Annotated in this window: 11 protein-coding genes and 1 pseudogene; 7 read left to right on the top strand and 5 right to left on the bottom strand. The window is 58.4% G+C overall.

What is annotated here, in order from left to right:
* The first annotated feature begins 43 nt into the window (after positions 1-43).
* Positions 44-1108, top strand: coding sequence for a class II fructose-bisphosphate aldolase (gene fba / locus OYW20_RS24205; protein ID WP_268798384.1), 1065 nt, complete (start codon positions 44-46; stop codon positions 1106-1108).
* 159 nt (positions 1109-1267) lie between these two features.
* Here fba and OYW20_RS24200 read toward each other — a convergent pair whose 3' ends face one another.
* The 3 genes from OYW20_RS24200 to OYW20_RS24190 form a co-directional block, all read right to left on the bottom strand.
* On the bottom strand, positions 1268-1747 hold the full coding sequence (locus tag OYW20_RS24200) for a thioesterase family protein (RefSeq protein WP_268798383.1): 480 nt from the start codon (positions 1745-1747) through the stop codon (positions 1268-1270).
* Between the two features lie 70 nt (positions 1748-1817).
* Positions 1818-2783, bottom strand: a complete 966-nt coding sequence (locus tag OYW20_RS24195; RefSeq protein WP_268798382.1) for an L-carnitine dehydrogenase — start codon at positions 2781-2783, stop codon at positions 1818-1820.
* 131 nt (positions 2784-2914) lie between these two features.
* Positions 2915-3802 (bottom strand): BKACE family enzyme, encoded by an 888-nt coding sequence (locus OYW20_RS24190; RefSeq protein ID WP_268798381.1) that lies wholly within the window; start codon positions 3800-3802, stop codon positions 2915-2917.
* Between the two features lie 231 nt (positions 3803-4033).
* On the opposite strand from OYW20_RS24190, the gene OYW20_RS24185 reads away from it, so the two are divergent.
* Positions 4034-4993 (top strand): GlxA family transcriptional regulator, encoded by a 960-nt coding sequence (locus OYW20_RS24185; RefSeq protein WP_268798380.1) that lies wholly within the window; start codon positions 4034-4036, stop codon positions 4991-4993.
* A gap of 67 nt (positions 4994-5060) precedes the next feature.
* Positions 5061-6233 carry an ATP-binding protein gene (locus OYW20_RS24180; protein ID WP_268798379.1) on the top strand — a complete coding sequence of 391 codons (1173 nt, stop codon included), beginning with the start codon at positions 5061-5063 and terminating at the stop codon, positions 6231-6233.
* Positions 6234-6332: 99 nt separating this feature from the next.
* Here OYW20_RS24180 and OYW20_RS24175 read toward each other — a convergent pair whose 3' ends face one another.
* Together OYW20_RS24175 and OYW20_RS24170 are read right to left on the bottom strand one after the other, a co-directional pair.
* Positions 6333-6755 carry a DUF3010 family protein gene (locus OYW20_RS24175; RefSeq protein ID WP_268798378.1) on the bottom strand — a complete coding sequence of 141 codons (423 nt, stop codon included), beginning with the start codon at positions 6753-6755 and terminating at the stop codon, positions 6333-6335.
* A gap of 48 nt (positions 6756-6803) precedes the next feature.
* Positions 6804-7208, bottom strand: coding sequence for a lysozyme inhibitor LprI family protein (locus OYW20_RS24170; RefSeq protein ID WP_268798377.1), 405 nt, complete (start codon positions 7206-7208; stop codon positions 6804-6806).
* A 326-nt stretch (positions 7209-7534) separates the two neighbouring features.
* On the opposite strand from OYW20_RS24170, the pseudogene OYW20_RS24165 reads away from it, so the two are divergent.
* The 4 genes and pseudogenes from OYW20_RS24165 (at position 7535) to dgcA (ending at position 12294) form a co-directional block, all read left to right on the top strand.
* Positions 7535-8023: pseudogene (locus OYW20_RS24165) on the top strand (Hcp family type VI secretion system effector).
* Between the two features lie 471 nt (positions 8024-8494).
* Positions 8495-9472, top strand: coding sequence for a dipeptidase (locus OYW20_RS24160; protein ID WP_268798376.1), 978 nt, complete (start codon positions 8495-8497; stop codon positions 9470-9472).
* Positions 9473-9687: 215 nt separating this feature from the next.
* Entirely contained in the window at positions 9688-10218 is a 531-nt protein-coding gene (locus OYW20_RS24155) for a 4-vinyl reductase (RefSeq protein WP_268798375.1), read from the top strand.
* 15 nt (positions 10219-10233) lie between these two features.
* The gene (dgcA, locus tag OYW20_RS24150; protein WP_268798374.1) at positions 10234-12294 is read left to right on the top strand and encodes a dimethylglycine demethylation protein DgcA; all 2061 of its coding nucleotides are present in this window, start codon (positions 10234-10236) and stop codon (positions 12292-12294) included.
* Positions 12295-12381 lie beyond the last annotated feature (87 nt).

Below are 12381 nucleotides of genomic sequence, written 5' to 3'. Positions count from 1 at the left end.
CAGGCACGCACGATTAACGACCCTACCGGGAGAGAGACAGACAATGGCACTTATCAGCATGCGCCAGCTGCTGGACCACGCAGCCGAATTCGGCTACGGCGTTCCTGCATTCAACGTGAACAACCTGGAACAGATGCGCGCCATTATGGAAGCGGCTGACAAGACCGATTCCCCGGTGATCGTTCAGGCTTCGGCCGGTGCGCGTAAATATGCCGGTGCGCCGTTCCTGCGCCACCTTATTCTCGCGGCCATCGAAGAGTTCCCGCACATCCCGGTGGTTATGCACCAGGACCACGGCACCAGCCCTGACATCTGTCAGCGTTCGATTCAACTGGGCTTCAGCTCGGTGATGATGGACGGCTCCCTGCGCGAAGACGGCAAGAGCCCGGCCGATTACGACTACAACGTCGACGTTACCCAACGTGTTGTGGCCATGGCTCACGCCTGTGGTGTTTCGGTTGAAGGTGAGCTGGGTGTACTCGGTTCGCTGGAAACCGGTATGGCCGGTGAAGAAGACGGCGTTGGCGCAGAAGGCATGCTCGATCACAGCCAGATGCTGACCGATCCGGAGGAAGCCGCTGACTTCGTCAAGCGCACCAACGTTGATGCCCTGGCCATCGCCATCGGTACCAGCCACGGCGCCTACAAGTTCACCAAGCCGCCTACCGGCGACATCCTGGCGATCGAGCGCATCAAAGAGATCCACAAGCGCATTCCGAACACCCACCTGGTGATGCACGGTTCGTCTTCCGTGCCTCAGGAATGGCTGAAAATCATCAACCAGTACGGCGGCGACATCAAAGAAACCTACGGCGTGCCGGTCGAAGAAATCGTTGAAGGCATCAAGCACGGCGTTCGCAAGGTCAACATCGACACTGACCTGCGTCTGGCCTCTACCGGTGCTATCCGTGAGTTCATGGCGAAGAACCCGAGCGAGTTCGACCCACGTAAATACCTGGCGAAAACCGTCACCGCGATGCGCGACGTCTGTATCGCCCGTTATGAAGCGTTTGGCACTGCCGGCCATGCATCCAAGATCAAAGTGATCTCCCTGGAAGGCATGTTCGAGCGTTACGCCAAAGGCGAGCTGAACGCGAAGGTCAATTGATCTGAGCTTTAGCTGACACAAGAAGCCCGCAGCGATGCGGGTTTTTTTGTGGCTGAGAGAAACGTTTGCAGGCGCGCGCTTGCCCGCGATATCGGCGTGTCATTGACGACAGTCGTGGCTGACTCACCGCGATTCGCGGGCCAGCGCGCTCCTACAGGTTCAGCGTTGCGGCGGCAGGCCTATCACGCGTCCGACATAGGTGGGCTTCGGCTGGTCGATCTGCATGTCCAGCACCTCTGCCAGTTTTTCGAGGGATTGCTCATTGAACGGCGCAGATTTGGCTCCACCCGCCAGGTCAACATGCAGCAGCATTTGCTCACTCGCCGCCAACGCCTCATCGACGCCCGCCCGGTGCAGACTGTGATAGAGGTGAACGCGCTTTTTATCGTGGGCGACGATCTGGGTCCGAACCTCCACTTGTTCGTTCAGCTTCACTTCGTGCAGGTAATTGATGTGCGCTTCCAGGGTGAACAATGAGTGACCGCTGGCGTCACGATCATTGCTGTCCAGCCCGATCAAATCCATGAACGCATCGGTCGCGTAGCTGAAGATGAGCAGATAGAACGCATCACGAAGATGCCCGTTGTAGTCGACCCACTCGGCAAGGACGGGCGTTCTATAGGTGGTGAGGATTGGCATCTGTTGGTCCTGTGACAATGATCTGTGGGAGCGCGCCTGCCCGCGATGGCTTCGGTTCAAGCAACGGGGGTCAATCGGCAAACGCCATCCCATGTTTCTGCTTGGTCTTCTTCACCGCTTCCATCACCGCCAGCAGGCAGTCATCCCGATAACGCTCAAGTGCTGCGATGCTGTGCGTACCGAGCTGATCCCGAGTGCCATCGACCACGTCGTCGATCAGTTTGTCCGTCAGTTCAGGAGCTGGCAGGTAAGTCCACGGAAGCTTCAGCGCCGGACCGAACTGGGCCATGAAGTGCCGCATGCCTGCATCACCGCCTGCCAGGGTGTAAGTCAGAAACGTGCCCATGAACGACCAGCGCAGCCCTGCGCCGAAGCGGATTGCGTCATCAATCTCGCCGGTGGTCGCAACGCCGTCGTTGACCAGATGCAGCGCCTCGCGCCATAGCGCCTCCAACAGCCGGTCAGCAATGAAACCGGGCACTTCCTTGCGCACATGCAGCGGGCGCATGCCAAGCGATTCGTAAACCTGCATGGCGGCCTGAATCGCCTCAGGTGCAGTGTTTTTGCCGCCGACCACTTCCACCAACGGGAGCAGATACACCGGGTTGAAAGGGTGTCCCACCACACAGCGCTCGGGATGGGTCGCGCTTTCGTAGAACTCTGAAGGCAGCAGGCCCGAGGTGCTGGAGCCGATCAGTGCATCAGGTTTGGCAGCTGCGCTGATTCTGCCGTGCAGATCGAGTTTAAGGTCCAAGCGCTCAGGGGCGCTTTCCTGAATGAAGTCGGCATCGCGAACGCACTCCTCGATGGTCGGTACGAAGCGAAGCCGGTCCTGCGATGCGCCGCGTACCAAGCCTTTTTGCTCAAGCGCAGGCCAGGCGTTGGCGACGCGTTTGCGCAGGGCCGCTTCAGCGCCGGGCGCCGGGTCCCAGGCCACGACGTCCAGGCCGTGAGCCAGCGCCCTTGCAACCCAGCCGCTGCCGATGACGCCGCTGCCCAATGCAGCGAAGGTTTTGATGTGAGTGATGAAGGTCATGGTTGATTCCTGAGGCAGTGGGATCACCTGTAGGAGCGCGCTTGCCCTCGATGACATTGTGTCAGCGATGAAGGTGTGACTGACAGAATGCAATCGCGGGCAAGCGCGCTCCTACAGCGGTAAAGGGTGGTTTAGAAACGCGTCTTCAGGCCCATCTTCACGCGGCCTTCTGCCGGGGTCATGACCCGTGCGCCCAGTCGGCTGAGGATTTCGCTGGCGCGTTCGACCAGTGCGCCGTTGCTGGCCAGCACGCCTTTATCCAGCCAGATGTTGTCTTCCAGCCCGACTCTGACGTTGCCGCCCAGCAACACCGCCTGTGCCGCCATCGGCATCTGCATGCGACCGATGCCAAACCCGGCCCACACGACGTCAGCTGGCAAGTTGTCGACCATTGCTTTCATGCTCGTGGTGTCCGCCGGCGCGCCCCACGGGATGCCCAGGCACAGTTGAAACAGCGGGTTATCCAACAGGCCTTCTTTCATCATCTGCTTGGCGAACCACAAATGACCGGTGTCGAAAATCTCCAGCTCGGCCTTCACGCCCAGTTCCTGGATACGCCTGGCGCCTTCCCGTAACTGCGCCGGTGTGGAGACGTAAATAGTGTCGCCGTCGCCGAAATTAAGCGTGCCGCAATCGAGCGTGCAGATTTCCGGTAGCAGCGCCTCGACATGCGCCAGACGCTCCAGCGGGCCGACCAGATCGGTGTTCGGGCCGAAATTGGTAGGGCGCTCGCCCGGGCCGATTTCCAGGTCGCCGCCCATGCCTGCGGTCAGGTTGACGATGATGTCGATGTCAGCCTCGCGGATGCGGTCCATCACTTCGCGGTATAGCTCGACGTCGCGGCTAAACTTGCCGGTTTCAGGGTCGCGGACGTGGCAATGCACCACAGTCGCCCCCGCTTTGGCCGCCTCGACCGCCGCCGCCGCAATCTGCTTTGGCGTGATCGGGACCAGATGGCTTCGCCCGGTCGTGTCGCCAGCACCGGTCAGTGCGCAGGTGATGATGACGTCGTGATTCATTTTCGGGTTCCTTGCAGACAGGGTTCGTTCGGTCGTGCAGGCTTTTTTGCCGCCCGCTTCTGACCTGCAAAGCTACGCAGCCCACGCCGTGCACAAACGCACAGCGGCGACCCGCTCTTGCACAGCAGCGACCTGTGCTATTGCCCGGATGAGGGGGCAGGTGTATTGGGTGGTGAGTCTGTGAACTCGATCCCGCGCAGGTCCGCGTTGCACTTCAGGAATTTCTCGCCGATGTCCCAGGATTTCTACTTTCTGCTCTTACCCGGTTTTTCCATGATGGGTTTCGTGTCTGCGGTCGAGCCTTTGCGTGTTGCCAATCGTTTTGGTGGCGAGTTGTATCGCTGGCATGTGCTGAGTGTCGATGGCGGGGCGGTGATTGCCAGCAATGGCATGTCGGTGAACGCGGATGCAGCGCTGGAGACACTGAAGAAGGGCGCAACGCTGTGGGTGATGGGCAGCGTCGATCCGCTCAAGTTCTGTACGACTGCACTCGAGCACTGGTTGCGGCGCCTTGATCACGAAGGCGTAACGCTCGGCGCCATCGACACCGGAGCTTTCGTGCTGGCCAAGGCGGGTTTACTGGACGGGTATCGTCTGACCTTGCACTGGGAAGCGCTGGACGCATTGAAAGAGTCGTACCCCAAACTGCAGGCCACGCAAGAGCTGTTCGAAATCGACCGCCGGCGCATTACGTCTGCGGGAGGGACTGCGTCTATCGACATGATGCTCGACCTGATCGGGCAGGCCCACGGGCCGGATCTGTCGATCAAGGTGTCGGAGCAGTTCGTGCTGGGCCGCATCCGCCCGCGCAAAGACCACCAGCGCATGCAGATCGCCACGCGTTACGGCATCAACAACAAGAAACTGGTGCAGGTGATCGGGCTCATGGAACAACACACCGAGCCGCCGTTGAGTACGCTGGCGTTGGCAGAAGGTATTCAAGTGGCACGCCGGCAGCTCGAACGCTTGTTCCGGTTGCACTTGAACGACACCCCCAGCAATTTCTATTTGGGCCTGCGTTTGGAGAAAGCCCGACAGCTGCTTCGCCAGAGCGACATGAGCGTGCTGGAGGTAAGCATCGCGTGCGGGTTTGAATCGCCTTCGTATTTCACTCGTAGCTACAGAGCGAGGTTTACGCGATGTCCGCGGGAAGATCGCAAACGATCCGCGCGGGAGCAGGACGCGGTTTGACTCTCTTTTATAGTGGATTATACTCACGACTATAAATTATAGCTGTGGCAATAATCAGGTATAGATCATGTCGAAGCGTACTGGGTTTGTCTTCAAGCGGGATGGATTGGCAGTGACCGTTGCGGACGGTCTGATCGGTGACGGTCTGCAGGATTATGCGTCGGGGTTGTTTCTTGCGGCGCCAAGACGTACTGGCAAAAGTACATTTCTTCGCGAGGATCTGATTCCTCAATGTGAAAACCGAGGATGGCTAACGGTCTACGTCGATTTGTGGGCAGACCGGGACAAAGATCCCGCCGACCTTATTTCCACCGCCATCGCTGCCGCGTTGACCCCGTATGAAAAGGGTATTCGCAAACTGGCGAAATCAGCGGGCATCGAAAAGCTCAACTTTCTGCGCACTCTGTCCTGGGACTTTACCCAGCCGCAACTCCCCGCAGGCGCGACCCTGACGCAGGCCATTGAGCTACTGCACCGCGCAGCGCAAAAAATGATCGTGCTGATCATCGATGAGGCGCAACACGCGCTCACCAGCGAAGCAGGTGTCAACGCTATGTTTGCCCTCAAGGCCGCTCGGGACGAGCTCAATCAGGGGGTGGACCGAGGTGACGGCGGTCTGCGACTGGTGTTCACCGGCTCCAATCGCGACAAGCTCGCGCATCTGGTGCTCAACAAGAATCAGCCGTTCTACGGGTCGAGCATCACGCCCTTTCCGTTGTTAGGCAAAGACTTCACCAAGGCTTACACGGCCCACTTGAATAGCCATCTGGCACAGACCAACCAATTTTCTGCTGCTGACATCGACGATGCTTTCGAGCTGGTCGGGAGGCGTCCTGAAATGCTCCGCACCATTATTGGAGATGTTGCCCTGGAGCTTGGTGAAGCCACCCAATTGGGCGACCTCCTGCGCAATAGCGCCGCGATGTTACGAGCCGGTGTGTGGGCCGAGTTTGAAAGCGCCTACAACGCGCTGACGCTGCCACAACGCGCCGTGCTTCAGGTGATGGCCGATCGGGCCCAGCTCAACGAACCCTTCGCGCCATTTTCCGACGCAACGGTGGTGGCGGTCGCCAAAGTGCTCCAAATGTTGGGAAGCGATGTGGTGCCGGGTACGCAAACCATCCAGGCCGGTATTGACGCCCTGCGGGAGAAGGAACTGGTCTGGAAATCCAATCGCGGGGCTTACGCACTTGAGGACAAGGCGTTCGCCGACTGGTTACGGCAACGTCAGGGGTTGTAGGCGCGCGCTCTTATCCACCGCCGAACTGGCTTCCTCCCACAGACCTCCGTTTGCTACCCGATAGCGCGACGGCAGGGAAAAGGGGAATCTCCTGCAACGCTACTTCCCGGTCCTCATCAACGCCGAGCACGCGGCTTTATAAGCCTCGTGCTGATACTTGTTCAGCGCTGCGGGCAGTTCGAAATTATGCTTTTTGAACTGTGCGTTGATGGTCTGGGGCGACAGCAGCGTCACCTCACAGTCGTCCAGCAGTTGGAAGATTGTTTCAATCTTGAACGTGGTCGGACCGCCTGCAAACTCGCCTTTCTTGCTGCGTTTCTTGATCGCGATTTGCGTGATGTCGTTGTTGCGCACGAACTTGCCGATCAATGCGCTGAAGGCTTTTACGTTGGCCGACTCATCGTCGTCTTCGAGGGCGATCTTCTTGGTGGCCAATGGCAGGTGTTCGAGTGCGTCGTTTGCGCGGGAGGCGACAGCGAAAATGGCTTCGCTGCCTTTGATTTCTACACCACAGATTTTCATGGAAACGCCCTGAGTTCGTGAAGCCCGTCAGGGTATCTCATTTGACGATCATTCCGATTGAGCGATGGACTCCAGATACTCGGATCGCTCGTCACTGGTGCGCGCCAGGCAGTCATTCTGGCTGATGTTGTAATCCTTGGTGCCGGGCTTGTCTGGGAACACTTCTACTGCGCAATCGGCGTCACGCAGTTTCTTCCACGCATCCTGCGCAGTTTTCAACTTGGCCTTGAGCTCATCGGCCTGAGCCTTGTTGGCACCGAACTGAGTATCCACGCGCTCCAGCAGGTTTTGAAAGTTCTCATCGAGCAGTTTGACGGCGGTGTCTCGGCTGTACACCGAGCACTCCAGCGTCTGTTTGTCTTCGTCGACACCATCGCACGGCGTGGAGTCAGGGTTTTGGGCTGCATGGGCGCCTGTCGCGAATAGAGCCAAAGCCAGCAAAATCGTTTTCATTGCGTCGTCCCGATTCAGTAATGCGTCGGATTCTCGCCCAAGCGCGCGGCAAAGAACAGTGATCAAATGCCGACGCTCTTGAGCGGTCGTCGAAGGGCGTCGTTTATAGACGCATTCGGTCGTTTTTCAGGCTCGGTTGAATGATTCCGTGCGTTCAGCGCCCAGCGCAGGGTTCTGGAGTTGGCTGTTTAGAAATGTGACGCGGCCTTGGGAATTCTCTGAAAATGCCGTCGAGGGTTCGCGTATCAAAGTTATTCCGATAGCATCCGTCGCACTACGGACAAAGAGTGCGACTTACTAAACGCACGCTAATCAGGGAGAAAGCAATGGCGCTTGATGCGTACATACAATTCGACGGCATCGCGGGCGAGAGCCTCGACGAAAAGCATAAAAACTGGATTGAGATCCTCGGCTACAACTTTGGCACCCACCAAAGTACATCTGCCGCGGCCAGCTCTGCCGGCGGCGCATCGTCTGGCCGAACGACGATGACGACGTTCAACTTCACCAAGTTCCTGGATGCTGCGAGTTGCAAGCTGATGTAGGCCAGTTGCTCCGGCCAGCATTTTGCGAAGGTGACCATTGCGGTGCACCGCGCCGGTGGTGACAAGCTCAAATACTACGAGGTGGTTCTGGAAGAAGTGATCATTTCGGACTATTCCCAGAGCGCAAGTGATGGCGTGCCCCGGGAAGTGATTCAGCTGGATTACGGCCGTATCAAAACTAATTACACACAGCAGCGCCGCAGCGACGGTAGTGGCGGCGGAAACGTGGCAGGCGGTTGGGATCGCATTAAAAACAAGATTTATTCCTGAGGGTTGCCCAGTGTCTGAGCCCTACACTTTTATCAATAATCGCATGCAAACCTGTTTCTCCCTCAAAGCGAGCTTGCCGCTGGGGCGTCGCTCCGCCGAGAAGTTCGACGTGCTCAATGCTCATATCCGCAACAGCGTTTCTTAGGCCTTGGTGTGATTGGTGACGTAATGCGGATAGGCGTCGTGGAAATTATTTTTTTCTCTCCAGAGCCTCTTGTGAGCCGAGGAGCCATTGATCTGTGCGGCGTTTGAAGATTTTCTCGACCTCAAGTCGCGATGCCGTCCCGCACTCGCTTGTGATTCGGTAACAAGCTGCCGCGCTGTCGGCCCCATCCACCCTTTGTCGTTTCTTGACGCTTTCGGCAAGCCCCTTGTCGTTTTTGCACCCGGCTCCCATGACCCTCAGGCATATGCTGGCCCCAAAGCGCCGGCACACGATTCGGCGCGTGATTAGCCAAAGGGGACAGCCTGATGAGCCCAGCCGAATTGCACGCCGACAGCATCGTTATTGACGGGCTGATCATTGCCAAGTGGAACCGTGAGCTGTTCGAAGATATGCGCAAAGGCGGCCTGACCATGGCCAACTGCACGGTGTCGGTGTGGGAAGGTTTTCAGCAGACCGTCAACAGCATCGCGTCGAGCCAGAAACTGATCCGCGAAAACAGCGACCTGGTGATACAGGTGCGCAATACCGCCGACATCCGCAAAGCCAAGGAGCAGGGCAAGACCGGCATCCTGTTCGGCTTCCAGAACGCGCATGCCTATGAAGACCAGATCGGCTACGTCGAGATCTTCAAGCAGCTCGGCGTTGGCATTGTGCAGATGTGCTACAACACCCAGAACCTCGTTGGCACCGGTTGCTACGAGCGTGATGGCGGGTTGTCGGGTTTCGGTCGCGAGATCGTCGCCGAAATGAACCGCGTCGGCGTGATGTGCGACCTGTCCCACGTGGGTTCCAAGACCAGCGAAGAAGTCATCCTCGAATCCAAAAAGCCAGTGACTTATTCCCACTGCCTGCCTTCGGGTCTCAAAGAGCACCCGCGCAACAAATCCGACGCCGAACTCAAGTTTATTGCTGACCACGGCGGTTTTGTCGGCGTGACCATGTTCGCGCCGTTCCTCGCCAAGGGCATCGATTCGACCATCGACGACTACGCCGAAGCCATCGAGTACGTGATGAACCTTGTCGGCGAAGACGCCATCGGCATCGGCACCGACTTCACTCAGGGCCACGGCCAGGACTTCTTCGAGTACCTGACTCACGACAAGGGCTATGCCCGTCGCCTGACCAGCTTCGGCAAGATCATCAACCCGCTGGGCATCCGCACCGTGGGTGAGTTCCCCAATCTGACCGAGACCCTGCTCAAGCGCGGCCACCCCGAGCGCGTGGTGCGCAAGATCATGGGCGAAAACTGGGTGCGCGTCCTGGCGGACGTCTGGGGCGAATAGTGGTGGGCGGCTCCATAGCCTACTGCGCAGACCAATAGCTGCGTCAGATCCTCGCGAAAGGCTCGCCGTACATGAAGCACTGCCTCGCCTTCGCTCCGGTTCTTCCTTGCTCTTGGCCTTGCTCGCTACGGCTCTGAAACCACCCGCGGACAACTTTATTGTTTAAGGCAAAGCGGTTGCTTTGTTCACCTACGAATTTCTGGAGTTAAGTTTCCATGGCCAAAATCGCCCCGCAACTGCCAATCGAAGTCGACAGCGAAACCGGTGTCTGGACTTCCGATGCGTTGCCAATGCTCTACGTCCCACGTCACTTCTTCGTTAACAACCACATGGGCATTGAAGAGGTGCTGGGCGCCGACGCCTACGCGGAAATCCTTTACAAAGCCGGCTACAAATCCGCCTGGCACTGGTGCGAAAAAGAAGCTGAATGCCACGGCCTTGAAGGCGCTGCGGTGTTCGAGCACTACATGAACCGCCTCTCGCAGCGTGGCTGGGGCCTGTTCAAGATCCAGGACATCGATCTGGAAAAGGGCACCGCCAGCGTCAAGCTTGAGCACTCCGCGTTCGTCTACGTCTACGGCAAGGTCGGACGCAAGGTCGATTACATGTTCACCGGCTGGTTTGCCGGTGCCATGGACCAGGTGCTGGAAGCCAGCGGCAGCAAAATCCGCACCGTGGCCGAGCAGGTTTACGGCGGTTCGGAAGAAGGCCACGACGACGGCCTATTTATCGTCAAGCCGTTGTAAGTCGAGGTTTCTGTCATGGCTTTCGAAGCGATGTTTCAACCGATTCAAATCGGCAAATTGACGATCCGCAACCGCGTTCTCAGTACCGCGCACGCCGAGGTTTACGCCACTGATGGCGGCATGACCACCGACCGCTACGTGAAGTACTACGAGGAAAAAGCCAAGGGTGGCATCGGCCTGGCGATTTGCGGCGGGTCATCCAGCGTCGCCATCGACAGCCCTCAAGGCTGGTGGAAATCGGTCAACCTGGCGACCGACAAAATCATCCCGCACTTCCAGAATCTTGCCGACGCCATGCACAAGCACGGCGCCAAGATCATGATTCAGATCACCCACATGGGCCGTCGCTCGCGTTGGGACGGGGACCACTGGCCGACGCTGCTGTCGCCGTCGGGCATCCGTGAGCCGGTGCACCGCGCAACCTGTAAAACCATCGAGCCAGAAGAAATCTGGCGCGTGATCGGCAACTACGCCAGCGCTGCGGCCCGCGCTAAAGCGGGCGGCCTGGACGGCGTTGAACTGTCGGCTGTTCACCAGCACATGATCGACCAGTTCTGGAGCCCGCGCGTTAACAAACGCACCGACGAATGGGGCGGCAGCTTCGAAAACCGCATGCGTTTCGGCCTGGAAGTGATCAAGGCCGTGCGCAAGGAAGTCGGTCCGGATTTCTGCGTCGGCCTGCGTATCTGTGGTGATGAATTCCACCCGGATGGCCTGAGCCATGAGGACATGAAGGAGATCGCCAAGTACTACGACCAGACCGGCATGATCGACTTCCTCGGCGTCGTGGGCTCCGGTTGCGACACCCACAACACCCTGGCCAACGTCATCCCGAACATGAGTTATCCACCGGAGCCGTTTTTGCACTTGGCCGCTGGTATCAAGGAAGTGGTCAAGGCGCCAGTGCTGCACGCGCAGAACATCAAGGATCCGAATCAGGCCACACGTATTCTGGAAGGCGGCTACGTCGACATGGTCGGCATGACCCGTGCCCACATCGCCGACCCGCACCTGATCGCCAAAATCAAGGCCGGTCAGGTTGACCAGATCAAGCAGTGCGTGGGCGCCAACTACTGCATCGATCGCCAGTATCAAGGGCTGGACGTGCTGTGCATCCAGAACGCTGCAACCTCGCGGGAATACATGGGTGTGCCGCACATCATCGAGAAGACCACCGGCGTGAAGCGCAAAGTGGTGATCGTGGGTGCGGGCCCTGCCGGGATGGAAGCGGCGCGCGTTTCGGCGGAGCGTGGCCACGACGTCACGTTGTTCGAGAAGAAAGACGCCATCGGTGGGCAGATCACAACGGCCTCGAAAGCACCGCAGCGCGATCAGATTGCGGGCATCACACGTTGGTTTCAGCTGGAACTGGTGCGCTTGAAAGTCGATCTGCGCCTGGGCACGGCGGCAGACATCGCGACCATCATGGATCTGCGCCCGGACGTGGTGGTGCTTGCGGTGGGCGGTCATCCGTTTATCGAGCAGAACGAGCATTGGGGGGCCGCTGAAGGCTTGGTCGTCAGCAGCTGGGACATCCTCGACGGCAAAGTTGCGCCGGGTAAGAACGTGCTGGTCTACGACACCATTTGCGAGTTCACCGGCATGTCCACGGCTGACTTTCTGGCCGACAAAGGCTGCCAGGTCGAGATCGTTACCGACGACATCAAGCCGGGCGTTGCCATCGGTGGTACGTCGTTCCCGACCTACTACCGCAGCATGTACCCCAAAGAAGTGATCATGACCGGCGACATGATGCTGGAGAAGGTCTATCGCGAAGGCGACAAGCTGGTGGCGGTGCTTGAAAACGAATACACCGGCGCCAAGGAAGAGCGTGTGGTCGATCAGGTGGTGGTGGAGAACGGCGTGCGTCCCGACGAAGCGCTGTATTACGGCCTGAAGGAAGATTCGCGCAACAAGGGCCAGATCGACATCGAGGCGTTGTTTGCGATCCAGCCACAGCCGTCGTTGAGCCAGCCAGGTGATGGTTATCTGCTGTTTCGGATTGGTGATTGCGTGGCGCAGCGTAATACGCATGCGGCTATTTATGACGCGCTTCGGCTGTGTAAAGACTTCTAACAGCAGCCACAAGCTGCAAGCCTCAAGCTGCAAGTGAAAGCACGGCTGTTATCGCTGCTCTTTCTTGCAGCTCGTAGCTTGAAGCTT

The sequence above is a fragment of the Pseudomonas sp. BSw22131 genome, from assembly GCF_026810445.1.
GTDB lineage: Bacteria > Pseudomonadota > Gammaproteobacteria > Pseudomonadales > Pseudomonadaceae > Aquipseudomonas > Aquipseudomonas huanghezhanensis.
This window is presented reverse-complemented; position numbering and strand designations above follow the sequence as displayed.

Coding starts and splice junctions, on each gene's coding strand:
- OYW20_RS24180 (WP_268798379.1), top strand. CDS start 5,061: ATGTCGAAGCGTACTGGGTTTGTCTTCAAGCGGGATGGATTGGCAGTG.
- OYW20_RS24200 (WP_268798383.1), bottom strand. CDS start 1,747: ATGCCAATCCTCACCACCTATAGAACGCCCGTCCTTGCCGAGTGGGTC.
- OYW20_RS24185 (WP_268798380.1), top strand. CDS start 4,034: ATGTCCCAGGATTTCTACTTTCTGCTCTTACCCGGTTTTTCCATGATG.
- OYW20_RS24175 (WP_268798378.1), bottom strand. CDS start 6,755: ATGAAAATCTGTGGTGTAGAAATCAAAGGCAGCGAAGCCATTTTCGCT.
- OYW20_RS24155 (WP_268798375.1), top strand. CDS start 9,688: ATGGCCAAAATCGCCCCGCAACTGCCAATCGAAGTCGACAGCGAAACC.
- OYW20_RS24195 (WP_268798382.1), bottom strand. CDS start 2,783: ATGACCTTCATCACTCACATCAAAACCTTCGCTGCATTGGGCAGCGGC.
- OYW20_RS24190 (WP_268798381.1), bottom strand. CDS start 3,802: ATGAATCACGACGTCATCATCACCTGCGCACTGACCGGTGCTGGCGAC.
- OYW20_RS24160 (WP_268798376.1), top strand. CDS start 8,495: ATGAGCCCAGCCGAATTGCACGCCGACAGCATCGTTATTGACGGGCTG.
- OYW20_RS24170 (WP_268798377.1), bottom strand. CDS start 7,208: ATGAAAACGATTTTGCTGGCTTTGGCTCTATTCGCGACAGGCGCCCAT.
- fba (WP_268798384.1), top strand. CDS start 44: ATGGCACTTATCAGCATGCGCCAGCTGCTGGACCACGCAGCCGAATTC.
- dgcA (WP_268798374.1), top strand. CDS start 10,234: ATGGCTTTCGAAGCGATGTTTCAACCGATTCAAATCGGCAAATTGACG.